General features: G+C 72.2%; 17 protein-coding genes and 1 tRNA gene. 9 read left to right on the forward strand and 9 right to left on the reverse strand.

What is annotated here, in order from left to right; all coding sequences use genetic code 11:
- Positions 1-69 precede the first annotated feature (69 nt).
- Positions 70-2166, reverse strand: coding sequence for an excinuclease ABC subunit UvrB (gene uvrB, locus BMW99_RS10065; RefSeq protein ID WP_069462159.1), 2097 nt, complete (start codon positions 2164-2166; stop codon positions 70-72).
- A 77-nt stretch (positions 2167-2243) separates the two neighbouring features.
- Between uvrB and BMW99_RS10070 the strand changes: the two genes are divergently transcribed.
- Both BMW99_RS10070 and BMW99_RS10075 read left to right on the forward strand, forming a co-directional pair.
- Positions 2244-2801, forward strand: coding sequence for a methylated-DNA--[protein]-cysteine S-methyltransferase (locus tag BMW99_RS10070; protein ID WP_176735395.1), 558 nt, complete (start codon positions 2244-2246; stop codon positions 2799-2801).
- A gap of 300 nt (positions 2802-3101) precedes the next feature.
- On the forward strand, positions 3102-5465 hold the full coding sequence (locus tag BMW99_RS10075) for an alpha-L-fucosidase (protein ID WP_069462161.1): 2364 nt from the start codon (positions 3102-3104) through the stop codon (positions 5463-5465).
- Positions 5466-5551: 86 nt separating this feature from the next.
- Here the strand turns inward: BMW99_RS10075 and BMW99_RS10080 are convergent, their stop codons facing one another.
- Entirely contained in the window at positions 5552-6466 is a 915-nt protein-coding gene (locus BMW99_RS10080) for a slipin family protein (RefSeq protein ID WP_075016654.1), read from the reverse strand.
- A 144-nt stretch (positions 6467-6610) separates the two neighbouring features.
- A complete protein-coding gene (locus BMW99_RS10085; RefSeq protein WP_069463198.1) occupies positions 6611-6976 on the reverse strand; it encodes a tetratricopeptide repeat protein in 366 nt (121 codons plus the stop codon).
- 126 nt (positions 6977-7102) lie between these two features.
- Here BMW99_RS10085 and coaE point away from each other — a divergent pair, with 126 nt between their 5' ends.
- Positions 7103-7705, forward strand: a complete 603-nt coding sequence (gene coaE / locus BMW99_RS10090) for a dephospho-CoA kinase (RefSeq protein ID WP_069463197.1) — start codon at positions 7103-7105, stop codon at positions 7703-7705.
- A gap of 27 nt (positions 7706-7732) precedes the next feature.
- Here coaE and BMW99_RS10095 read toward each other — a convergent pair whose 3' ends face one another.
- The gene (locus BMW99_RS10095) at positions 7733-8668 is read right to left on the reverse strand and encodes a PAC2 family protein (RefSeq protein WP_069463199.1); all 936 of its coding nucleotides are present in this window, start codon (positions 8666-8668) and stop codon (positions 7733-7735) included.
- 218 nt (positions 8669-8886) lie between these two features.
- On the opposite strand from BMW99_RS10095, the gene BMW99_RS10100 reads away from it, so the two are divergent.
- Positions 8887-9849: a right-handed parallel beta-helix repeat-containing protein gene (locus tag BMW99_RS10100; protein WP_069463196.1), complete on the forward strand. Its 963-nt coding sequence runs from the start codon at positions 8887-8889 to the stop codon at positions 9847-9849.
- A 95-nt stretch (positions 9850-9944) separates the two neighbouring features.
- Here BMW99_RS10100 and rpsA read toward each other — a convergent pair whose 3' ends face one another.
- Positions 9945-11444 (reverse strand): 30S ribosomal protein S1, encoded by a 1500-nt coding sequence (gene rpsA, locus BMW99_RS10105; RefSeq protein WP_069463195.1) that lies wholly within the window; start codon positions 11442-11444, stop codon positions 9945-9947.
- 301 nt (positions 11445-11745) lie between these two features.
- Between rpsA and BMW99_RS10110 the strand changes: the two genes are divergently transcribed.
- A complete protein-coding gene (locus BMW99_RS10110; RefSeq protein WP_075016655.1) occupies positions 11746-12609 on the forward strand; it encodes a class I SAM-dependent methyltransferase in 864 nt (287 codons plus the stop codon).
- A gap of 163 nt (positions 12610-12772) precedes the next feature.
- Positions 12773-15310, forward strand: coding sequence for an ATP-dependent helicase HrpB (hrpB, locus tag BMW99_RS10115; RefSeq protein ID WP_245791335.1), 2538 nt, complete (start codon positions 12773-12775; stop codon positions 15308-15310).
- Between the two features lie 216 nt (positions 15311-15526).
- Here the strand turns inward: hrpB and BMW99_RS10120 are convergent, their stop codons facing one another.
- On the reverse strand, positions 15527-16852 hold the full coding sequence (locus BMW99_RS10120) for a lytic transglycosylase domain-containing protein (RefSeq protein ID WP_075016656.1): 1326 nt from the start codon (positions 16850-16852) through the stop codon (positions 15527-15529).
- Positions 16853-17080: 228 nt separating this feature from the next.
- Positions 17081-19792 carry a DNA polymerase I gene (gene polA, locus BMW99_RS10125; protein ID WP_069464432.1) on the reverse strand — a complete coding sequence of 904 codons (2712 nt, stop codon included), beginning with the start codon at positions 19790-19792 and terminating at the stop codon, positions 17081-17083.
- A 146-nt stretch (positions 19793-19938) separates the two neighbouring features.
- Between polA and BMW99_RS10130 the strand changes: the two genes are divergently transcribed.
- Together BMW99_RS10130 and BMW99_RS10135 are read left to right on the forward strand one after the other, a co-directional pair.
- Entirely contained in the window at positions 19939-22209 is a 2271-nt protein-coding gene (locus BMW99_RS10130) for an FdhF/YdeP family oxidoreductase (protein WP_075016657.1), read from the forward strand.
- A gap of 17 nt (positions 22210-22226) precedes the next feature.
- Positions 22227-22715, forward strand: coding sequence for a PaaI family thioesterase (locus BMW99_RS10135; RefSeq protein WP_075016658.1), 489 nt, complete (start codon positions 22227-22229; stop codon positions 22713-22715).
- 17 nt (positions 22716-22732) lie between these two features.
- Here BMW99_RS10135 and BMW99_RS10140 read toward each other — a convergent pair whose 3' ends face one another.
- The gene (locus BMW99_RS10140; protein ID WP_069462442.1) at positions 22733-23482 is read right to left on the reverse strand and encodes a helix-turn-helix domain-containing protein; all 750 of its coding nucleotides are present in this window, start codon (positions 23480-23482) and stop codon (positions 22733-22735) included.
- A gap of 107 nt (positions 23483-23589) precedes the next feature.
- Positions 23590-23664 (reverse strand) — tRNA-Leu (locus tag BMW99_RS10145).
- 106 nt (positions 23665-23770) lie between these two features.
- Here BMW99_RS10145 and BMW99_RS10150 point away from each other — a divergent pair.
- The gene (locus BMW99_RS10150) at positions 23771-24418 is read left to right on the forward strand and encodes an ANTAR domain-containing response regulator (protein WP_069462443.1); all 648 of its coding nucleotides are present in this window, start codon (positions 23771-23773) and stop codon (positions 24416-24418) included.
- Positions 24419-24484: the final 66 nt, after the last annotated feature.

The following is a 24484-nucleotide window of genomic DNA, read 5'->3' on the forward strand; positions in this document are numbered from 1 at the left end:
TGTCCCGCACCATAACAAGACGCCACCGAAGGGGGTCCCGGTTCGCCGGCGGGAGTTCTCCCGGGGCGATCAGGCCATTCCCGCCTCCCGCATCTGGCGCAACTCCTTCTTCAGATCGCCGAGTTCGTCGCGGATGCGGGCGGCCACCTCGAACTGCAGCTCGGCCGCCGCCGCGTGCATCTGCTCGGTCAGCTGGGCGATGAGGTCGGCCAGTTCGTCGGCGGGCAGCTTGGCGCTGTCCCGCTTGCCGCCGGCCTTCCCGGACAGGCCCGGCACCGGCGCCTTGCCACGGGAGCGCTGCCGGCCGGAGCCCAGGAGCTCCTCGGTGTCGGCGTCCTCACGGGCGAAGGAGTCGAGGATGCCGGCGATCCTCTTGCGCAGCGGCTGCGGATCGATGCCGCGCTCGGTGTTGTACGCGACCTGCTTCTCGCGGCGCCGGTTCGTCTCGTCGATGGCCTTCTCCATCGCGGGGGTGATCCGGTCCGCGTACATGTGGACCTGGCCGGAGACGTTACGGGCGGCGCGGCCGATGGTCTGGATCAGGGAGGTCCCCGAGCGCAGGAAGCCCTCCTTGTCCGCGTCCAGGATCGCGACCAGGGACACCTCCGGCAGGTCCAGGCCCTCGCGCAGCAGGTTGATGCCGACCAGCACGTCGTACTCGCCGGCCCGCAGCTCCCGCAGCAGCTCGACCCGGCGCAGGGTGTCGATGTCGCTGTGCAGGTACCGCACCTGGATGCCCAGTTCCAGCAGGTAGTCGGTCAGGTCCTCGGCCATCTTCTTGGTCAGCGTGGTGACCAGGACGCGCTCGTCCTTCTCCGTGCGCAGCCGGATCTCGTGCACCAGGTCGTCGATCTGGCCCTCGGTGGGCTTGACGATGACCTCGGGGTCGACCAGGCCGGTGGGGCGGATGATCTGCTCGACCACTCCGTCGCCGCGGGACAGCTCGTACGCGCCGGGGGTCGCCGACAGGTAGACGGTCTGGCCGACCCGGGTGAGGAACTCCTCCCACTTCAGCGGCCGGTTGTCCAGTGCGGAGGGCAGCCGGAAGCCGTGGTCGACCAGGGTCCGCTTGCGGGAGGCGTCCCCCTCGTACATCGCGCCGATCTGCGGCACGGTGACGTGGGACTCGTCGATGACGAGCAGGAAGTCCTCGGGGAAGTAGTCGATCAGGGTGTCGGGCGCGGAGCCGGACTCGCGCCCGTCGATGTGGCGGGAGTAGTTCTCGATGCCGGAGCAGGTGCCGATCTGCCGCATCATCTCGATGTCGTAGGTGGTGCGCATCCGCAGCCGCTGGGCCTCCAGCAGCTTGCCCTGCTTCTCCATCTGGGCGAGCTGGACCTCCAGCTCCTTCTCGATGCCGGTGATCGCCCGTTCCATCCGCTCGGGTCCGGCGACGTAGTGGGTGGCGGGGAAGACGTAGATCTGCCGGTCCTCGGTGATCACCTCGCCGGTGAGCGGGTGCAGGGTGTAGAGGGCCTCGATCTCGTCGCCGAACATCTCGATGCGCACGGCGAGTTCCTCGTACACCGGGAAGATCTCCACGGTGTCGCCGCGGACCCGGAAGGTGCCGCGGGTGAACGCCACGTCGTTCCGCGTGTACTGGATGTCGACGAACTTGCGCAGCAGCTGGTCGCGGTCGATGACGTCCCCGACGTTCAGCCGGACCATGCGGTCGATGTACTCCTGCGGGGTGCCCAGGCCGTAGATGCAGGACACCGAGGCGACCACCACCACGTCGCGCCGGGTGAGCAGCGAGTTGGTCGCCGAGTGCCGCAGACGCTCGACCTCCTCGTTGATGGAGGAGTCCTTCTCGATGTAGGTGTCCGTCTGCGGGACGTACGCCTCGGGCTGGTAGTAGTCGTAGTACGAGACGAAGTACTCGACCGCGTTGTTCGGCAGCAGCTCGCGGAACTCGTTGGCGAGCTGGGCGGCCAGCGTCTTGTTGGGCGCCATCACCAGGGTGGGGCGCTGCAGCCGCTCGATCATCCAGGCAGTGGTGGCGGACTTGCCGGTGCCGGTGGCGCCGAGCAGGACGACGCCCTGCTCGCCCGCGCGGATCCGGCGGTCGAGGTCGTCGATGGCGGTCGGCTGGTCGCCGCTGGGCTGGAAGGGGCTGACGACCTCGAAGGGCGCCACACTGCGTTCGATGTCTGAAACGGGCCGCATGAGACCACGGTACGGCCAGCCACCGACAATCGGCCGGGGCCGCCGGCGGCGGCCCGCTGTCGGACCCCCGCCCTAGGGTGGGGGGCGTGACTGAGGTGGCTTGGACCGTGGCGTGGACCGTGGTGGACGCGCCGATCGGGCCCCTGCTGGTGGCGGGGACGCGGCAGGGCCTGGTGCTGGTCGGCTTCCGGGCCGGCCCGGAGTACGTGGAGCGGACGGTGGCGGCGCTGGGCCGCCGGCTGGGCGCCCCCGCGGTGGCGGACGCGGACCGGCTGGCACCGGTCACGGACCAGCTGGCCGCGTACTTCGACGGCCGGCTGCGCGCCTTCGACCTGCCGCTGGACTGGTCGCTGGCCACCGGGTTCAACCGGCGGGTGCTGCGCGAGCTGGCCGCGAGTGTGCCCTACGGCACGGTGGTGGGCTACCAGGACCTCGCCGACCGGGTCGGCGAGGGGCGCGAGGCACTGGCGGCCCGCGCGGTCGGTTCCGCGATGGGGGCGAACCCGCTGCCGGTGGTCGTGCCGTGCCACCGGGTGATCGAGAGCGGCGGCGGCATAGGCGGCTTCGGCGGCGGCCTGGAGATCAAGCGGCAGCTCCTGGCGCTCGAGGGCGTGCTGCCCGCTCCGCTGTTCTGAGCCCTCCCGCCACGGACGACTGTCCGATCTATTGACAGGTTCCGCTCACCTCTCCAGGATCACTCATCGGATGTCTCAGCCGTTTCAGTCGGCGTCGGGTCGATGTCGATCGGTGTCCGTCGATGTCGATCGGTGACGCTTGGTGTCGGTGGGTGCCGGTTCGGTGACGGGCCGCCTCCGGCCTGTTGCGGGCCGTTCCGCGCTGCCGCCCCGCGCGGCACGCCGCCGGCCGCGCGGCTGAGGCCCTTGCGGATGGCACCCCATCCGCGACGAGCCGCTCCATGGACGAGGAGGGCACAGATGACCACGTTCCCACGACGCCACGTGCTGGGTATGGCAGCGGGCGCAGCCGTGGGTTCCACCCTGCTCACCGCGCAGAACGCGGTGGCAGCACCCGCCGGCACGGCCGGCGGTCCGACCGCCGGTCGGTCCGCGGGACCGGCGGGGTGGGGCTCGGTGCCCGACGCGGTGCCGGTCCCCCTGGACGGCTGGTTCGACAACGACGGCATCGACACCGCGGACGCCCGCGGCGGCGACTTCGACGGATCCGGTTACTCCTTCCCCGGTGAGGAACTGCCCTCCGGCACGGCAGTCATCGGAGGGGTGAGCTTCATCATCCCGTCGTCGGCGGCCGGCGCGAAGAACAACATCGTGGCGAGCGGCCAGCGCGTGGACCTGCCCGCGGGCCGCTACCTGTCGGCGTCGTTCCTGGTGTCGTGCAGCTACGGCGCGGCCTCGGGCACCGCGACCGTGCACTACGCCGACGGCAGCACCTCCGACGCGGCCCTCGGCGGGGACGACTGGTACTCGGGCGGCGGCGAGCTCACCACGTCGTTCCGCTACTCCCCCGGCGGCACCGACCCGCACCCGGTCGCGATGAGCGTCACCGAGCTGTGGCTGGACCCGTCCCGCGACGCGGTCGCCGTGACGCTGCCCACCACCGGGCCCGCGACGGCCGGCACCTCGGCCCTGCACGTCTTCGCGCTGACCCTGCAGCCCCCGGCCGCCGGCCGCGCGCTGCTGCTGCGCTCGGCCGCGTCGACCAACGCGCTCACTGGTCCGAAGGCCACCCAGAGCGTCGAGGCGACCGTGCTCAACGCCGGCACCGCCTGGATCACGGAGGCCGACGAGGTGCGGGTGGACGTGCAGGTGCCCGGCGGCCTCACCGTCGCGCCGGCGTCCGTGCCGGTGCTCGGGCCCGGCGAGCAGGCGCGGCTGCGGATCGGCATCCGCAACGCGGCCGGCACCGCGCCGGGTACCGCCGCTACCGGCAGCGTCCGGGCCACCGGACGCGGCGGCACCGCCGCGACCCGCGGCGCGTCCCTCGTCCTGGGCACCCCCGACTACCAGCCGACCGACGCGTCGCTCTCCACCCACCAGGCGCCCTACTGGTTCAGCGACGCCAAGTTCGGCATCTTCATCCACTGGGGCGTCTACTCGGTGCCGGCCTGGTCGCCGGTCGGCGGCTCGTACGCCGAGTGGTACTGGAACTCGATGCAGAGCCCCGGCGATCCGGTGTACCAGTACCACGCGCAGACCTACGGCGAGGACTTCGCGTACGACGACTTCATCCCGATGTTCACCGCGAGCCGCTTCGACCCGCGGTCCTGGGTCGAGCTGTTCCGCGACGCGGGCGCCGAGTACTACGTGCTGACCTCCAAGCACCACGAGGGCTTCGCGCTGTGGGACACCAAGGTCTCCGACCGCAACGCGGTGCGCATGGGCCCGCACCGGGACCTGGTGAAGGACCTGTTCACCGCCTCGCGCACGTACACCCCGGAGCTGCGCAACGGCCTCTACTTCTCGATGCCGGAGTGGTTCAACCCGGACAACCCGTGGATGGGGCACGCCCCGCGCAACCCCTACACGCAGGCGCCGGTGCCGTACACCGGCTACACCGCCGGCAAGGACTACGTGTCCGAGTACCAGGCCCCGCAGATGGAGGAGCTGATCCACGGCTACGACCCCGACGTCATCTGGTGCGACATCGGCGGCGTCAACGACAGCCACCACGTGCTGACGGACTACTTCAACCACGCCAAGAACCGCGGGCGCCCCAAGGACGTGACGGTCAACAACCGCTCCGGCATCGGCCCGCACGACTTCAGCACGCCGGAGTACACCACCTACGCCAACACGGTGGTCGCCAAGTGGGAGGCGAGCCGCGGCCTGGACCCGCACTCCTACGGCTACAACAGCGCCACCCCGGACGACCGTTACATGACGGCCGAGGAGGTCGTGCAGACCCTCGTCGACATCGTCAGCAAGAACGGCAACTTCCTGCTGGACATCGGGCCGAAGGCCGACGGCACCATCCCGGCGATCATGGAGCAGCGGCTGCGGGAGACCGGGCAGTGGCTGCGGGTCAACGGCGAGTCGGTGTACGGCACCACGTACTGGTCGGCGATGGCGCAGCTCGGGTCGCTGCGGTTCAGCGTCCAGCAGGGCAGGGCGTTCTACATCTCGTCGCTGGAGGACCCCGGCAGCACGCTGGTGGTACGGGCGCCGGTGCCGGTCCGCAAGGGCGACAAGGTGACGATGCTGGGCCACGACCGGCCGCTGGACTGGGAGTTCGACGGCGGGACGCTGACCGTGCAGGTGCCGGCCGCCGCGCGGGCGGCCGGCCGGTACGCCTGGGTGTTCAAGGTCGACTGGTCGCGCTGAACGCGCGGGCGGGGCGGCCGGTGCCGGGCACCGGCCGCCCCGCCGGGCGCGTCAGACGTCGCACCGGGACCGGCGGTGAGCCGCGCTCACTCCTCCGAGGAGCGCGGGTCGGGGATCTGCGGGCCCACGGACTTGGGCAGTTCGGCCCGCTCGTCGGCGGGCTCGACCGCGGGCTGCGGATCCGCGGGCGCCACCGCGGGCGGCGCGGCCGCCGCGGCGGGCTTGTCGTTCGCGGCACCGGTGCCGGCGCCCGCCCGGTCGAAGAAGCGCAGCATCTCCACCGGGAACGGCATGACGAGCGTGGAGTTCTTCTCCGCGGCGACCTCGACGACCGTCTGCAGCAGGCGCAGTTGCAGGGCCGCCGGGTTGGCGTCCATGGTCCGCGCGGCCTCGGACAGCTTCTGCGACGCCTGCAGTTCACCGTCGGCGGTGATGATGCGGGCCCGCCGCTCCCGGTCGGCCTCGGCCTGCCGGGCCATCGACCGCTTCATGGACTCCGGCAGCGCGACGTCCTTGATCTCGACGCGGTCGATGTGCACGCCCCAGCCGGCGGCGGGGGTCGCGAGCATCAGCTCCAGACCCTCGTGCAGCTGCTCGCGCCCGGACAGCAGGTCGTCCAGGTCGCTCTTGCCGATGATCGACCGCAGCGAGGTCTGCGCGACCTGCAGCATCGCGAACTGGTAGTTCTGCACGTCGACGGTGGCCCGGATCGGGTCGACGACGCGGAAGTACAGCACCGCGTCCACCCGCACGGACACGTTGTCGCGGGTGATGCCCTCCTGGGACGGCACCGGCATGGTGACGACCTGCATGTTGACCTTGGTCATGCGGTCGATGAACGGCACGAGGAACCGCGGGCCCGGCTCCTTGGGCAGCCGGTTGACCCGCCCCCACCGGTAGATCACCCCGCGCTCGTACTGCTTCACCACCTTGACGCTGCTGGACAGCACGATGAGGCCGAGCACCGCGAGGATGACCAGCAGCACGACGACGACTTCCATTGTCCCGCTCCCCTTCGATGACAAGGGTGTGAACGTAGCGGCGGAAGCCCGCCGCCGCACCGCTACCGCGGTTTCCTTGACGGGAGTTTGACGCTTGCCGCACCGCCGCCGGTTCCCGGGGCGGGAAGCGGCCGCGTCCGGGGCTCAGTCGCCTTCGAAACGGGCCGCGGCCAGGTAGTCCGGGCGCGGGTCGAGGGCGGCGGCGAGCCGGAAGTGACGCTGGGCCTCGCCGGGCCGGTTGGCCCGCTCCAGCGTGCGGGCCAGAGCGAAGTGCGCGAAGGCGTTGTCGGGCTCGCGTTCCAGGACGAGCTGGAACTCCAGCTCGGCCGGGCGCAGCTGGGCCGCGGCGAAGAACGCGCGGGCGCGCAGCAGGCGGGCCGCGGTGTTCTCCGGGTGCGCCGCGATCACCGGGTCCAGCAGCTTGACGGCACCGCGCGGGTCACGCGCGGCCAGCAACTGCTCCGCGGCGCGGTAGTCGATGATGTGCGTCTCTGGAGTCCGCTCGGGCAAGGCCGCCTCCCTGAATCGGGACGGGTGACGACTGGTCGTCTGGTCAGACATACCCAACGCCCTGACCGGCAACCCCATTCCCGGCCCGCCGCGGGCGCCGGCACCGCAGCGCATAGGGTGTCGCCCATGCTGACAGTGGGGCTGACCGGCGGCATCGGCGCCGGCAAGAGCGAGGTCGCGCGGCTGCTGGCGTCCTACGGCGCGGTGCTGGTCGACTCCGACCGGATCGCGCGGGAGGTCGTCGAGCCCGGTACCGAGGGGCTGGCCGCGGTGGTCGCCGAGTTCGGCACGGAGGTGCTGGCGCCCGACGGCAGCCTGGACCGGCCGCGGCTGGGCGCGATCGTCTTCGCCGACGAGGAGCGCCGCAAGGCGCTCAACGCGATCGTGCACCCGCTGGTCGGCAGGCGGTCGGCGGAGCTGCAGCAGGCCGCGGGACCGGACGCGATCGTCGTCCACGACGTGCCGCTGCTCACCGAGAACGGTCTGGCGCCGCTGTACGACGTGGTGATCGTGGTGGACGCGGCACCGGACACCCAGCTGGACCGCCTGGTGCGGCTGCGCGGCATGACCGCGGACGAGGCGCGGGCACGGATGGCCGCGCAGGCCACCCGCGAGCAGCGGCTCGCGGTCGCCGACGTCGTCATCGGCAACGACGGGCCGCTCGATGAGCTGGAACCCCAGGTCCGGGCCGCCTGGGACGGTCTGGTGGCGCGAGCGGCCACCGCCTGACCCCGGCCGGGGCCGGGGCCGGGCGGGTCAGCGGCCGTCGTCCTCGCGGTCGGCGAGGAAGCGCTCGAACTCGGCGGCGAGGTCGTCGGCCGAGGGCAGGTCGACGGGCTCGGCGATGAGGTTCTCGCGCGTCTGGGAACCGGCGACCGCGTCGTACTGGCTCTCCAGCCCGCGGACCACGGAGACCAGTTCCCCGTCACCCTCCGCGACCTGCCGGTCGATCTCGACGCGCACCGTGTGGGCCTCGTTGCGCAGGGCGTGCGCGACCTCGGGGAGCACCAGGCCCGTCGCCGCGGTGATCGTCTCCAGGACCATGAGCGCCGCGTCGGGGTACGGGGAGCGGGCGAGGTAGTGCGGGACGTGGGCGGCGACGCCCAGCACGTCCCGGCCGGCCTCGGCCAGGCGCAGCTCGATCAGCGAGGCGGCGCTGCCGGGGACCTCCGCCTCCTCGAACCAGGCGCGGTGGCCGGGCATCAGGTCGACGCGGTTGCCGTGCGGGGTGACGCCGACCGGGCGGGTGTGGGGCACGCCCATCGGGATGCCGTGGAAGTTGATCGCCAGGCGCACGCCCAGGCGTTCGATCACCTGGAGCACCGCGCGGCTGAAACGCTCCCACTCCACGTCCGGCTCGGGGCCGGTGAGCACCAGGAACGGCGTGCCCGTGGTGTCGCGCACCAGGTAGAGGTCGATGGCCGGCTCTTCGTAGGCCGTCCAGTGGTCGCGCTCGAAGGTCATCAGCGGGCGGCGGGCCCGGTAGTCGACCAGGCGGTCGGCGTCGAAGCGCGCGATGAGCTGGTTGTCGAGGCGGTCCAGCAGCTTCTCGGTGATCTGCTCGCCGGTCGCCCCGGCGTCCATGTACCCCTCGAAGTGGTACAGGAGCACCGGGCCGGTGTCACCGACCGCCTCGTCGACGGCCTCGGCCCCGCCCGGCACGTACTCGTACAGTCCCTGGGGATCCAGCACGGTCATCGTCCTCCTCGCTCTCTGTGACTTCCAACGAACAGCGCGAGCCCGCCATTCCCGGCGCGCGGGGGAATGGCGTGAACCCGCGCCCGGACACGACGCGTCCGGGTGCGTGCGAGGCGGGCGTCTTGACGGGCCGTCGGCGGGCGCCCTACCGTCCAGGCGCCGCCCTTGTTCATGTCAGCGTCCCACGTTCACATTCATGAAAGGCGTTCCGGATGCGACCCCACGCGCTCCTGACCCTCCCCACCGCGGCCGCCCTGCTGGCCGCCGGCCTGCTCGCCCACCCGGCCCCGGCCGGCGCGGCCGGCACGACCGTCGAGGTTGCCACGGCCAAGGACCTCAAGGCCGCGCTGGCCGCCGCGGCCCCCGGCCAGACCATCCACCTCGCCGACGGCACCTACGTCGGCAACTTCAAGGCGTACACCCCCGGCACGGCCGCGGCCCCGATCACCCTGACCGGCTCGGCGAACGCCGTGCTCTCCTCCAGCGGCGGCTACGGCCTGTACCTGGACGGCGCGAGCTACTGGACGGTTCAGGGCCTGACCGTCACCGGCGGGCAGAAGGGCATCGTCACCGACACCGCCTCGCACGTGGTGATCGACGCGGTGACCGTCCACGACCTGCAGATGGAGGGCGTGCACTTCCGCACCTCCAGCACCGACGACGTGATCAGGAACTCCCGGATCTACAACACCGGCCTGCAGCGGCCCGGTTACGGCGAGGGCGTGTACGTCGGCACCGCCAACACGCTCAGCGACACCAGCGACCGGGTGCAGATCCTCGACAACGTCATCGGCCCGAACGTCGGCGCCGAGAACATCGACCTCAAGGAGGGCACCACCGGCGGCCTGGTCTCCGGCAACACCTTCGACGGCAGCGGCCTGAGCATGACGAACTACGACGACTCGTGGGTCGACGTGAAGGGCAACGACTACGTGATCACCGGGAACCACGGCACCCGCACCCTGAACGACGGCTACCAGACGCACACCCAGCAGCCGGGCTGGGGCTGCGGCACCGTCTTCCGGGACAACGTCTCGGACCTGACCGGCGCCACCGGCGCGACCCAGCTCGCCATCGACGTCACCAACAGCGGCGCCGACTGCCCGACGACCGTCTCCGGCAGCAACACGGTGACCGGCGGCAAGGGCCTCACGAACGTCCCCGTCACCCCGTAGAGCACCCCGGCAGGCCCCGGACACGGCGGTGGGCCCGCACCCCCGAAGGGATGCGGGCCCACCGTGCAGTGGCCTGCCTCAGCGCGGAGCCGGTGTCAGCTCTGGCCGCCGGCGAGCTTCTCGCGGAGCGCGGCGAGCGCCTCGTCCGACGCCAGGGCGCCGGAGTTGTCGTCCGACTCCGAGGAGTACGAACCGCCGCCGGTGCCGGCGCCCGCGGCGGGCGCGGCGTTGCCGGCCTCCGCAGCAGCCTGCTCGTCCGCCTCGCGGGACTTGATGACCTGCGCCTGGTGCTGCTCGAAGCGGGCCTGGGCGGTGGCGTACTGCCCCTCCCACTCCTCACGCTGCTTCTCGTAGCCGTCCAGCCAGTCGTTGGTCTCCGGGTCGAAGCCCTCGGGGTAGATGTAGTTCCCCTGGTCGTCGTACGACGCGGCCATGCCGTAGAGGGTCGGGTCGAACTCGACCGACGCCGGGTCGGCACCGAAGGACTCGTTCGCCTGCTTGAGGGAGAGCGAGATCCGGCGGCGCTCCAGGTCGATGTCGATGACCTTGACGAAGATCTCGTCGTTGACCTGGACGACCTGCTCCGGGATCTCCACGTGGCGCTCGGCCAGCTCGGAGATGTGCACCAGACCCTCGATGCCCTCGTCCACGCGGACGAACGCACCGAACGGAACCAGCTTGGTGACCTTGCCGGGAACGACCTGGCCGATCTGGTGGGTGCGGGCGAACTGCTGCCACGGGTCTTCCTGGGTCGCCTTCAGCGACAGGGAGACGCGCTCGCGGTCCATGTCGACGTCCAGGACCTCGACCGTGACCTCCTGGCCGACCTCGACGACCTCGGAGGGGTGGTCGATGTGCTTCCAGGACAGCTCCGAGACGTGCACCAGACCGTCGACACCGCCGAGGTCCACGAACGCACCGAAGTTGACGATGGAGGAGACGACGCCGGAGCGCACCTGGCCCTTCTGCAGGGTGGTGAGGAAGGTCTGGCGGACCTCGCTCTGGGTCTGCTCCAGCCAGGCGCGGCGGGACAGGACCACGTTGTTGCGGTTCTTGTCCAGCTCGATGATCTTCGCCTCGAGCTCCTTGCCCACGTAGGGCTGCAGGTCGCGCACGCGGCGCATCTCGACGAGCGAGGCGGGCAGGAAGCCGCGCAGGCCGATGTCGAGGATGAGGCCACCCTTGACGACCTCGATGACGGTACCGGTGACGATGCCGTCCTCTTCCTTGATCTTCTCGATGGTGCCCCAGGCACGTTCGTACTGGGCACGCTTCTTCGAGAGGATCAGGCGGCCCTCCTTGTCCTCCTTCTGGAGGACCAGGGCCTCGATCTCGTCACCGACGGCGACGACCTCGTTCGGGTCGACGTCGTGCTTGATGGAGAGCTCGCGGGACGGGATGACGCCTTCGGTCTTGTAACCGATGTCGAGCAGGACCTCGTCCCGGTCGACCTTCACGATGACGCCGTCGACGATGTCGCCGTCGTTGAAGTACTTGATCGTCTCGTCGATCGCGGCGAGGAAGGCTTCCTCGTTGCCGATGTCGTTGACCGCCACCTGCGGGGTGGTAAGGGGGGACTCGGTGCTGCTCGTCATTAGGGAAAGGACTCCGGTACGGACAGTAAGTCGTAGGTACTGCTACGCCGGGAGCCGTTTTCGTCCTGCCGTACCCCTGCGGGCCCGGCCGCGAGGACCGCAAGCCGCTAGGCCCAAGGGATCTGCAAAGTCGAGCGTGGCCTGCTCCGTCTGAGGCGCGCAGGCTGCCAGCGCAACTTGTAGCATACGGGGGCAGCCGGGCATGGTCAATGCGCGAAGAGCGCACCACGCGCATAAGGGACCTAACCGGCGCAACTCGCCCACCCCGCAGGTCTACGCAGAGAGTACGACGACTGCCGCGATGATCCAAGGACCCGAACCCGAAGCTACCCGTCGTATTGCCGGTACCACGGAGAGCAGCCGGGCCAATCGCCGCTGGTGGGACGGCAACGCCGACGAGTACCAGCTGGAGCACGGCCGCTTCCTCGGCGACGACCGCTTCGTCTGGGGCCCCGAGGGGCTCGACGAGGCGCAGGCCGCACTCCTGGGCCCCGCGGCCGAACTCAAGGACAAGGCGGTGCTCGAGATCGGCGCGGGCGCCGCACAGTGCTCGCGGTGGCTGGCCGGGCAGGGCGCCCGCCCGGTCGCCCTCGACCTCTCGCGGCGGCAGCTGCAGCACGCGCGCCGCATCGACCAGGCACTGGCCGACGGGACCGGCGGCGCGCACCACGGCGGGACCGGCGGCGGGGCGGGCGTGTCCGTGCCGCTGGTGCAGGCCGACGCGGGGCGGCTGCCGTTCGCCGACGCCTCCTTCGACCTGGCGTGCTCCGCGTACGGCGCGCTCCCCTTCGTCGCCGACTCGGCGACGGTGCAGCGCGAGGTGCGGCGGGTGCTGCGGCCCGGCGGCCGCTGGGTCTTCTCGGTCACCCACCCGGTGCGCTGGGCGTTCCCCGACGAGGCCGGGCCCGAGGGCCTGACCGCCGTCGCCTCCTACTTCGACCGCACCCCTTACGTCGAGCAGGACGACCGCGGCCTGGCCGTCTACGTCGAGCACCACCGCACCCTCGGCGACCGCGTCCGCGAGATCACCGCGGCGGGCCTGCGCCTGGTGGACCTGGTCGAGCCGGAGTGGCCGGAGTGGAACGAGCAGGAGTGGGGCGGCTGGTCGCCGCTGCGCGGCCGCCTGCTGCCGGGCACGGCGATCTTCGTGTGCGTCGCGGAGTGAACGCTCGCGACGTGAGCTGCAGCGGAACGGGCCGTCGCGGTGCGGGCCGCGCGGGAGCGGGCCGTCACGACGGGCGCCGGTCCTCGCGGCGCCGGTCCTCGCCGCACGGGTCCTCGCCGCACGGCTCCTCGCCGCTCGGGTGCCGGGAAGTGAGAGGCGCGCGGTGAGTGCGGAGATCCGCGCGGAGGGCCGGGCGCTGCCGGTCGCCTCGGTCGTGCCCGAACTGCTGGCGGCGCTGCGCGACGGCGGGACCGCGGTGCTGGCGGCACCTCCCGGCACCGGCAAGACGACGCTGGTGCCGCTGCTGCTGTCCGACGCGTTCGGCGACGCCGGCCGGGTGCTGGTGGCCGAACCGCGGCGGATGGCCGTGCGGGCCGCCGCGCGGCGCATGGCCTGGCTGCTCGGTGAGCGCGTCGGGGACACCGTCGGCTACACCGTCCGCGGCGAGCGCCGGGTCTCGGCCCGCACGGCCGTCGAGGTGGTGACCACGGGCGTGCTGCTGCAACGGCTCCAGCGCGACCAGGAACTTCCGGGCGTCGGCACGGTGATGCTCGACGAGTGCCACGAGCGGCACCTCGACGCGGACACCTCGATGGCGTTCCTGCTGGACGTGCGGGCGGTGCTGCGGCCCGGGCTGCGCCTGGTGGCGGCGTCGGCGACCACCGACACCGCGGCCTGGGCGGGGCTGCTGGACGGGCCCGCGATCGAGGCGGCGGGGGTGCTGCACCCGGTGGAGGTGCGGTGGTCGCCGCCGCCGCGACCGGTACGGCCACCGCACGGCATGCGGGTCGACCCCGCGCTGCTGGACCACGTCGCCGCCACCGTGCGGCGGGCGCTGGCCGAGCGCGACGGCGACGTGCTGTGCTTCCTGCCGGGCGTCGGGGAGATCGGCCGCGTGGCGGGGCTGCTCGGCTCCCCCGCGGGCGCGGAGGTGCTGCACCTGCACGGGCGCGCGCCGGCCGCCGTGCAGGACGCGGCGCTCGCGCCGGGCGAGGGACGGCGGGTGCTGCTGGCCACGTCGGTGGCCGAGTCGAGCCTGACCGTGCCGGGCGTCCGGGTCGTGGTGGACTCCGGGCTGGCCCGCGAACCGCGCACCGACCACGCGCGGGGCCTGGGCGCGCTCACGACGGTGCGGGCGTCGCGGGCCGCCGCCGAGCAGCGCGCCGGCCGTGCGGGCCGCGAGGCCCCGGGCACCGTCTACCGCTGCTGGGCGGAGGCCGAGCACCCGCGGCTCCCGGCGCGCCCCGCGCCCGAGATCGCGCTGGCCGACCTGACCGCGTTCGCGCTGCAGGCCGCCTGCTGGGGCGATCCCGAGGTGTCCGCCCTGGCGCTCCTCGACGCGCCGCCGGCCGGCGCGCTGGCCGCGGCACGTTCCGCGCTGCGCGACATCGCCGCGGTCGACGCCGCGGGCCGGGCCACCGACCGCGGCCGCGCCCTGTCGCTGCTGGGCCTCCACCCGCGACTGGCCCGCGCCCTGCTCGACGCGGCGCCCTTGATCGGTCCCGACCGGGCCGCCGAGATCACCGCGCTGCTCTCCGAGGAGGTGCCGTCGTCGTACGGCACCGACCTGGCCGGCGCCTGGCACACGGCCCGCCGCACCACCGACGCGTTCACGGCCCGCTGGCGCACCGAGTCCCGCCGCCTGCGCACCGCACTGCCCGCGGTCGCGCGCGGGGGCAGCACCGGCGGCCACGGCGGCCGGACGTGGGGCGACGAGGACGCCGCCGGGCTCGTGGCCGCGCTGGCGTTCCCCGAGCGGGTCGCGCGGCGGCGGCCCGGCGGCGGCTACCTGATGGTCGGCGGCACGGCGGCGGCCGCCGGCGGGGCGCTGGGGGACGCGGAGTGGGTGGCGATCGCGGTCGCCGAGCGGGCGGCGGGGAGCACCGACGCCCGGGTGCGGCTCGCGGCGGTCACCGACGAGGAGACGGCGCGGCTGGCGGCCGGCGGCCTCCTGGAGACGTACGAGGAGGTCCGCTGGAGCGGCGGGGACGTCGTCGCGCGGCGCGTGGCACGCCTGGGCGCCGTGGAGTTGGCCGCGGCGCCGCTCAAGTCGCCGGACCCGGCGGCGGTGCGTGCGGCCGTGCTCGGGGGGCTGCGCGCCGAGGGCACCGGCCTGCTGCACTGGACGCGGGAGGCCCGCGAGACGCGGCAGCGGATCGCGTTCCTGCACCGGGCGCTGGGCGAGCCGTGGCCCGACGTCTCCGAGGGGGCTCTGCTGGAGCGCGCCGAGGAGTGGCTGGGCCCGGAGCTCGGGCGGGCCCGGCGCCGCGCGGACCTGGCGCGCGTCGAGGCGGGCGCGGCCCTGCCGCGGCTGCTGCCGTGGGCGAGCGGGGAGGCGGCGCGTTTCGCCGAGCTGGCGCCGGAGCGCCTGGAGGTGCCGAGCGGGTCCCGGGTGCGCGTCGACTACAGCGGCGAGCAGCCTGTACTGGCCGTGAAACTCCAGGAGTTGTTCGGCCTGCGGGAGACCCCGCGGGTCGGGACGCTCCCGGGCGCGGCCCCCGGCGACGGCGTTCCGGTGCTGGTGCACCTGCTGTCTCCCGCGGGCCGCCCCGCCGCCGTCACCGCGGACCTCGCGTCGTTCTGGCGCGAGGGCTACCGCGCGGTCCGAGCCGAACTCCGCGGCCGCTACCCCCGCCACCCCTGGCCCGAAGACCCCGCGACAGCTGCCCCCACCCGCCGCACCAACCCCCGCAAGAGCTGACGCCACCCAGCCGCCCCGCCACCCAGCCGCCCCGCGCCGGATCCTCCCCGCACGACCCCGTCCCCGATCTGACCCCGGGCCCAACGGGCGGGCGCGGGGCGCCTGGTGGACTGGAGGAGCGGGTCCCGGAAACGCACCCGGCGCCGGGCCCGTGGAGCGGGCGCGGCGCCGGGCGGCGACGAGTCGGGGCGTGGGGCCCGTCGGCGGCCCCGGGTCTCAGCCGGTCGTGACGGCGTTCGCCGACGGGGTCAGCGCCGCGCCCGTCGCCGCGCCCGCGGTGTCCGAGGGACTCGGGGTGGGCGTGTCGGTGGCGCACGGGTCCGGCGAGGTGCTGTCCGACGGCGACGGCGACGGGCTGGCGCTGTCCGTCGGCGACGGCGAGTCCGTCGGGCAGCCCGGCGTCGTCGGGTCGGTGGTCGGCGGCGTCGTCGGCGGGGTCGTGGTCGGCGGCGTCGTCGGCGGCGTGGTGGGCGGCGTCGTCGGAGGCCCGGACGTCGGCGGCGTGGTGGGCGGGGTCGTCGGCGAGCCGGTGGGGCTCGTGGTGGGGGGCGGCAGGGTGCCGTGCGAGGGCGGGGTGACCGATCCGCCCGGGTTCACCCCGCCGTGCGGCGGGACGCCGCCCGCGGGGGACGACGGCGAGACCGGGGCGACCGGCGTCGTCGACGGGTCGGGCACCGGGGCGATGCCCTGGCCGTTCTTCCCGGTCTTCCCGCTGCTGTCCGGCACGCTCACCGCGCCGCCCTGCAGGAAGTGCGTGTACCAGGCCCTGACCAGGTTCAGGTACGCCTGCGAGTGGTTGTAGCCGAGGATCGCCCGGTCCATCTGCTGCGGCACCGCGAGGTCGCGGTTGCCGGCGCACAGGTAGTCGCCGGCGGCCAGCGCCGCGTCGAAGACGTTGTTGGGGTCCTTCACGCCGTCACCGTTGCCGTCGGCGCCCCACGTCGCCCACGTGGAGGGGATGAACTGCATCGGGCCGACCGCCCGGTCGTGCACCGGGTCGCCGTCCCAGCGGCCACCGTCGGTGTCGGAGATGTTCGCGAAGCCCTTGCCGTTGAGCACCGGGCCGAGGATCGGCGACAGCGTCGTGCCGTTCGCGTCGACCGCACCGCCACGCGCCTGGCCGGACTCCACCTGCCCGATACCGGCGAGCAGTTGCCACGGCAAGTGGCAGCCGGGCTGGGACAGCCGCAGCGCCGCCTCGGCGCGCTGGTACGCGGCCAGCACCGTCGTCGGCAGGCTCGCGCCCGACGGGACGCTCACCACGGGACCGCCACCCGGCGGCGGGGCGAACGGCCCCGTCTGGGTGTTCAGCGGCGGCACATCCGTGATGTACGGCGAACCGCCGTCGATGGGCGGCCCCGGTGCCGGCACCGCGGGCGGCGACTGCTGCTGCCCCTGCTGGGTGCCGCTCTGCGCCGTCGCGTGCGCGACCCCGAACAGTCCGGGTGCCTGCGAGGCGCTGAGGGCCGCCATCACCGCGGCGGCCACCGCCGTCCCCGCCGCACCCCTGCGAAGCCTCCGGCCGTACCTCCGCGCTGCCATCGCGGTCCCCTCCCACAAACGAGATGCGCACCGTCCCCGGCGCCACAACTCGGTCGACCCTACGGCAACTTCAGCCCCTCGACCACAGGCCCACGGCAATACACAGGGGACGAAAGAACGCAATTCACCGCCAGGCCGCATCCCCCCGGTGATCCTTTAACCAAGGAGACGCGGCACGTTCACACCCCGCCGGCGGCCCGGCGCGAACCGGACGCGGAACACAACCCGTCAGTGCGCCGCCGACTCCCAGTCCCGGCCCCAGCCCACCGACACGTCCAGCGGAGCACGCAGCGGATAGGCGCCCGCCATCTCCCGGCGGACCAGCTCCTCCACCTGCTCCCGCTCGCCCGGAGCCACCTCCAGCACGATTTCGTCGTGCACCTGCAACAGCATCCGCGACGCCAGCTTCTCCCGCGTCAGCGCCTCGTCGACCCGCAGCATCGCGATCTTCACGATGTCCGCGGCCGACCCCTGGATCGGCGCGTTCAACGCCATCCGCTCGGCCATCTCCCGGCGCTGCCGGTTGTCGCTCGTCAGATCCGGCAGATACCGGCGCCGCCCCAGCAACGTCTCGGTGTACCCGGTGATCCGGGCCTCCTCCACCACGCGGTGCAGATAGTCCCGCACACCGCCGAACCGCTCGAAGTACGTCTCCATCAGCGCCCGCGCCTCGGCCGCCTCGATGGCCAGCTGCTGCGACAGGCCGAACGCCGACAGCCCGTACGCCAACCCGTACGACATCGCCTTGATCTTGCGGCGCATCTCCGCGTCCACCGCGTCCCGCTCCACGGAGAACACGTGCGAGCCCACCGTCGTGTGCAGGTCCTCACCGGAGGTGAACGCGGCGATCAGCCCCTCGTCCTCCGACAGGTGCGCCATCACCCGCAGTTCGATCTGGCTGTAGTCCGCCGTCAGCAGCGACTCGAACCCCTCACCGACCACGAACCCCCGGCGGATCGCCCGCCCCTCGTCCGTCCGCACCGGCACGTTCTGCAGGTTCGGATCCGTCGACGACAGCCGGCCCGTCGCCGCGACGGTCTGGCTGAACGTGGTGTGGATCCGCCCGTCCGCCGCGATCGTCTTCACCAGGCCCTCCACCGTCACCCGCAGCTTCGCCTGCTCGCGGTGCCGCAGCATGATCACCGGCAGCTCGTGATCCGTCTGCGCCGCCAGCCACGCCAGCGCGTCCGCGTCCGTGGTGTAACCCGTCTTCGTCTTCTTCGTCTTCGGCAGGCCCAGCTCCCCGAACAGCACCTCCTGCAACTGCTTCGGCGACCCCAGGTTGAACTCGTGCCCCACCGCGGCGTGCGCCTCCGCCACCGCATGCTGCACCGCCGCGGCGAACTGCTGCTCCAGACCCTCCAGATGGGCCCGGTCCGCGGCGATACCCGCCCGCTCCATCCGCGCCAGCAACGCCGACACCGGCAGCTCCACGTCGTGCAGCAACTCCGCCGCACCCACCTCCGGCAGCCGCTGCGCGAACACGTCGCCCAGATCCAGCACCGTACGGGCCTGCACCATCAACGCCTCGGCCGCGGCCGCCTCGCCGTCGTCCTCCTCACCGAACGCCAGCTGCCCGCTGCCCCCGTCCGCCGGCGCCAGCTCCCGGCCCAGGTACTCCACCGACAGCACGTCCAGCGCGAACGACCGGCGGCCCGGCTTGATCAGATACGCCGCCAGCGCCGTGTCCATCGACACGCCGGCCAGCCGCCAGCCGTGCTCCGCGAACACCCGCGCCACGTTCTTCGCGTTGTGCAGCACCTTCGGCCGGTCCGCGTCCGCCAGCCACGCCGTGAACGCCTGCTCGTCCGCCTCGCCCACCTGCGACGGGTCGAACCACGCCGCGCCCTCCGCGGACGCCAGCGCGACCTGCGACACACCGCCGCCCCCCAGCGACCACGTGTCCACACTCGCCAGCCCCAGCGGCTCCCCCGCACGCTCCGCCAGCCAGCCCGGCAGCTCACCCTCCGCCAGCATCACACCGTCGACCGCCACACCCTCGGCGACCTCCGCGGCCTCCTCCTCCGCCCCCGGATCCGCCGCGAACAGCCGCTCCCGGAAGTTGGGGTTGCGGAACTCCAGCGCGTCCAGCACGCCACCGACCTTCTCCCGGTCGTACGCCGGCCGCGCCAGCCCCTCCGGCCCCGCGTCCAGCGGCACGTCCTTGACCATCTCGGTCAGCCGGCGGTTCAGCTTCACCGCCTCCAGATGCGCCCGGAGGTTCTCCCCCGCCTTGCCCTTCACCTCGTCGACCCGCTCGCACAACTCCGCGAACGACCCGAACTGCGTGATCCACTTCGCGGCGGTCTTCTCCCCCACCCCCGGAATGCCCGGCAGATTGTCCGACGGGTCACCGCGCAGCGCCGCGAAGTCCGGGTACTGGCGCGGCGTGAGACCGTACTTCTCCTCCACCTTCTCCGGCGTGAAACGCGTCAGCTCCGACACGCCCTTCGTCGGATACAGCACCGTGACGTGATCCGACACCAACTGGAACGCGTCCCGGTCACCCGTGACGATCAGCACCTCGTACCCCAGCGCCTCCGCCTGCGTGGCCAGCGTCGCGATGACGTCGTCCGCCTCGTAGCCGTCGACCGCGAACCGGCTCACCCGCATCGCGTCCAGCAACTCGCCGATCAGCCCCACCTGGCTGCGGAACTCGTCCGGCGTCTTCGACCGCGTCGCCTTGTACTCCGGGTACTCGTCGAACCGCCACGTCTTGCGCGACACGTCGAACGCCACCGCCAGATGCGTCGGCTGCTCGTCACGCAACGTGTTCGACAACATCGAGGTGAACCCGTAGATCGCGTTCGTCGGCTGCCCCGTGGCCGTGCTGAAGTTCTCCACCGGCAGCGCATAGAACGCCCGGTACGCCAGCGAATGCCCGTCCAGCAGCATCAGCCGGGGGCGGTCGGTCGTCGTCTTCGTCGCTTTCTCTGCCACAGCCCGATCCTCCCACGCAGCACCGACAACCCCCGACGCTCCCCGCGCCGCCGGGCCGGCATCCGCAGCCGCGGCCGCGGCCGCTGAGCCGAAGGGTCCAGGACCCGGAGGCGATGAGGCGCCGAAAGAGTGGCAGGATCGATCGCATGGCAACGAAGCCCCCGGCCGGAGACCCCGTCCAAGACGCCCCGCACGTCACCGCGCCCAAGCAGAGCGCCGCGGGCCTGCCCGCGATCGGACACACCGTGAAGGTCGCCGGCGCCCAGATGGGAGCCCGCCGCGCCACCCTCACGCTCCTCAAGGTCAACCAGAAGAACGGCTTCGACTGCCCCGGCTGCGCCTGGCCCGAAGAGGACAAACGCCACACCTTCGAGTTCTGCGAGAACGGCGCCAAAGCCGTCGCGGAAGAAGCCACCCTGCGCCGGGTCACCCCCGACTTCTTCGCCGCCCACCCCGTCACCGACCTCGCCGCACGCAGCGGCTACTGGCTCGGCCAGCAGGGCCGCATCACCCAGCCCATGTACCTGCCCGAAGGCGCCGACCACTACGAGGCCATCCCCTGGGAACGCGCCTTCGCACTGATCGCCGACGAACTCGCCGCCCTCGACGGCCCCGACGAGGCCGTCTTCTACACCTCGGGCCGCACCAGCAACGAAGCAGCGTTCCTCTACCAGCTCTTCGCCCGCGCCTACGGCACCAACAACCTGCCCGACTGCTCCAACATGTGCCACGAGTCGTCCGGCTCCGCCCTCACCGAAACCCTCGGCGTCGGCAAGGGCAGCGTCCTCCTCGACGACCTCCACACCGCCGAGCTCATCATCGTCGCCGGCCAGAACCCCGGCACCAACCACCCGCGGATGCTCTCCGCCCTCGAGAAGGCCAAGCGGGCCGGCGCCACCATCGTCAGCGTCAACCCCCTGCCCGAAGCAGGCCTCGAACGCTTCAAGAACCCCCAGACCCCCGGCGGCCTCGCCGGCCGCGGCACCCCCCTCAGCGACCTCCACCTCCCCATACGGCTCGGCGGCGACCAGGCGCTCTTCCGCGGTCTCGGCCGCCTCCTCATCGAGAACGACGACCTCGACCACAAGTTCCTCGACGCCCACACCCACGGCTACGAGGACTACAAGGCCACCGCCCTCGCCACCGAATGGGACCAGGTCGAACGCGCCACCGGCCTCACCCGCGCCCAGGTCGAACACCTCCACACCCGGCTCCGCAACGCCAAGAGCACCATCGTGTGCTGGGCCATGGGACTCACCCAGCACAAGCACGCCGTGCCCACCATCCGCGAAGTCGTCAACGTCCTGCTCCTGCAGGGCAACGTCGGCCGCCCCGGCGCCGGCGTCTGCCCCGTCCGCGGCCACTCCAACGTGCAGGGCGACCGCACCATGGGCATCTTCGAACGCCCCGCCGCCCCCTTCCTCGACGCCCTCCGCGACGAGTTCGGCTTCGAACCCCCGCGCCACCACGGCCTCGACGTCGTCCGCGCCATCCGCGCCCTGCGCGACGGCACCGCCAAGGTCTTCTTCGCCATGGGCGGCAACTTCGTCGCCGCCACCCCCGACAGCGCCGTCACCGAAGCCGCCGTCCGCCAGGCCCGCCTGACCGTGCACGTCTCCACCAAACTCAACCGCTCCCACGCCGTCACCGGAGCACGCGCCCTCATCCTGCCCACCCTCGGCCGCACCGAGAAGGACCACCAGGCAGGCGGCGACCAGTTCGTCACCGTCGAGGACTCCATGGGCATGGTCCACGCCTCCCGCGGCAACCTGCCCCCCGCCTCACCCCACCTGCTGTCCGAACCCGCCATCATCAGCCGGCTCGCCCGCACCGTCCTCGGCCCCGACAGCACCATCCCCTGGGCCGACTTCGAAACCGACTACGACCTCATCCGCGACCGCATCGCCCGCGTCGTCCCCGGCTTCGACGACTTCAACACCCGCGTCCGGCACCCCGGCGGCTTCACCCTCCCCCACGCCCCCCGCGACAGCCGCACCTTCCCCACCGCGACCGGCAAGGCCAACTTCACCGCCGCGCCCCTGGAATACCCCCACGTCCCCGAAGGCCGCCTGCTCCTGCAGACCCTCCGCTCCCACGACCAGTACAACACCACCATCTACGGCCTCGACGACCGCTACCGCGGCATCAAGGACGGCCGCCGCGTCGTCCTCGTCCACCCCGAGGACGCCGCCGCCGCCGGCCTCACCGACGGCGACTACACCGACCTCGTCAGCGAATGGACCGACGGCAGCGAACGCCGCGCCGAAGGCTTCCGCGTCGTCCACTACCCCACCCCCCGCGGCTGCGCCGCCGCGTACTTCCCCGAGACCAACGTCCTGATCCCGCTGGACCACACCGCGGACACCAGCAACACCCCCGCGGCCAAGTCCGTCGTCATCCGACTCGAACAGCACTGAACGGAGTCCCCCCTCCCATGGGCGAGCAGACCACCACCACGCACTTCCCCCCGGAGATCCTGGAGCAGTACGCCGGCCTCGGCATCGACCTCCCCGCCCTGTTCTCCGCCGGCCACCTCGGCGAGCGCATGGGCATCCGGATCCTGGAAGCGGCACCCGACAAGGTGGTCGGCACCATGCCCGTCGAAGGCAACACCCAGCCCTACGGACTCCTCCACGGCGGCGCCTCCGCCGTCCTCGCCGAAACCCTCGGCTCCGTCGGCGCGATGCTCCACGGCGGCCCCAGCAAGGTCGCCGTCGGCGTCGACCTCAACGCCACCCACCACCGCGGCCTGCGCTCCGGCACCGTCACCGGCACCGCGACCCCCGTCCACCGCGGGCGCTCCTCGGCCACCTACGAGATCACCATCACCGACGACGCCACCGGCAAGCGCGTCTGCACCGCCCGCCTCACCTGCATGCTCCGCCCCGCCACCCCCACCACTTCCACCAACGGCACGGCCTGACCCCGCGCCGCCCCGCCTCAACTCTTCGGCCCGACGTGCGCGTCCATCAGCGCGACGGACGCGCGCCGGGCCACGGAGACGTTGTAGGCACCGCCCCGCCGCCGGGACTCCGTCCACTCGACGCCGAGCGCGTCCAGCGTGCCGGTGAAGAGCCGCCGGATGTCGGCCGAGGTGTTGGTGAAGAAGTAGCGCGGGTACTCGTAGCGCTTCCGGACGCCGTTGACCGCACGTTCGGTCCAGTTGGTGATCCGGCACCCGTCCGAGTGGATCAGCCCGCTCACGAACTCCCAGGGGCGGGCGTCCACGATGTCCTGCTGCCAGGGCTCCAGTTCGATCTTCCGCTCGTGCTTCTTGCCCGGACCGTGCTGCGGGAACACCACGGGCCACTGCTTGCTCGTCGACGTGATCTCGGTGCACCCCTGACGCTGCACCCGCGAGACCGCACCTCCGGGGCGCACCCCGTGAACGGCCCGCTCGCAGGCGTCGGCGAGACCCGGCCAGGCGTCGGCGCAGGAGATACGGAGGACGTACACCCCACGGCGATGGGCGCTCAGGCAGCCGTCGCCCAGGTAGAGACCGAGTAGATAGGGGTACGCCGGTCCCTCGGTGCGAAGGGGCTGGGCACCGATGCTGGTCGGCGTGATTCCGTGGGTACGCCAGTGGCGAAGTGTCGCACGGGATATCCCGGTTTCCCGGCTGACACTGTTGAGGCTGCGGTCGGACGCGACCAGGCGCATGGCTTCGCGGCGAATATCGAGATCGTGCATGACGCAACTCTGCGCGAGACCGGTGACAAACCGAGCGAATCGCCCGGAAGTTCACCATGTTCAGCGTTCGCTAGAAAGAATCATTTACCTTCGATTGGAAGGTGAAGTGCCCCGAGTCGGACTCGAACCGACACTGTATGGGTTTTGAATCCATTGCCTACTGCCAATTGGGCTACCGGGGCCTCAGAATCAGAGGATAGCGCACATCCTCCGTGCTCAAACTCTACCGGAGCTAGGTAGGCTCAGGGGGCAGCACCCCTCCACCGCCCGAGGAGCACAAGGAGCATCGTGAGCGCCCCCGAAGAGTCCCCGACGCCCCAGGATGAGCAGGCTCAGGACGAGCCGTCGCACGTGCCTCCGTCCACGACGAAGGTCGTGATCGCTGAGGACGAGGCGCTGATCCGGCTGGATCTGAAGGAGATGCTGGAGGAGGAGGGGTACTCCGTCGTCGGTGAGGCGGGCGACGGCGAGACGGCGGTGAAGCTCACGGAGGAGCTGCGGCCGGATCTGGTGATCCTGGACGTGAAGATGCCGGTGCTGGACGGGATCTCGGCGGCGGAGCGGATCGCCGGGGAGAAGCTGGCGCCGGTGCTGATGCTGACGGCGTTCTCGCAGCGGGAGCTGGTCGAGCGGGCGCGGGATGCCGGGGCGATGGCGTATCTGGTGAAGCCGTTCACGAAGAGTGATCTCGTGCCGGCGATCGAGATGGCGGTGAGCCGCTTCCAGGAGCTGCGGGCGCTGGAGGAGGAGGTCGCGGATCTGGCGCAGCGGCTGGAGACGCGGAAGCTGGTGGACCGGGCGAAGAGCGTGCTGCAGACGAAGTACGGGTTGTCGGAGCCGGCGGCGTTCCGGTGGATCCAGAAGACGTCGATGGATCGGCGGATGTCGATGCAGGCGGTGGCGCAGGCCGTGATCGACGAGGTCACGGAGAAGTAGCCGCTCTGGTCTCTTTGAACGCGGAAGCCCCGGCACGGTGTGCGTGCCGGGGCTTTCCCGTGGTGC

The sequence above is a fragment of the Actinacidiphila rubida genome (genome assembly GCF_900110255.1).
GTDB classification, from domain to species: Bacteria; Actinomycetota; Actinomycetes; order Streptomycetales; family Streptomycetaceae; genus Actinacidiphila; species Actinacidiphila rubida.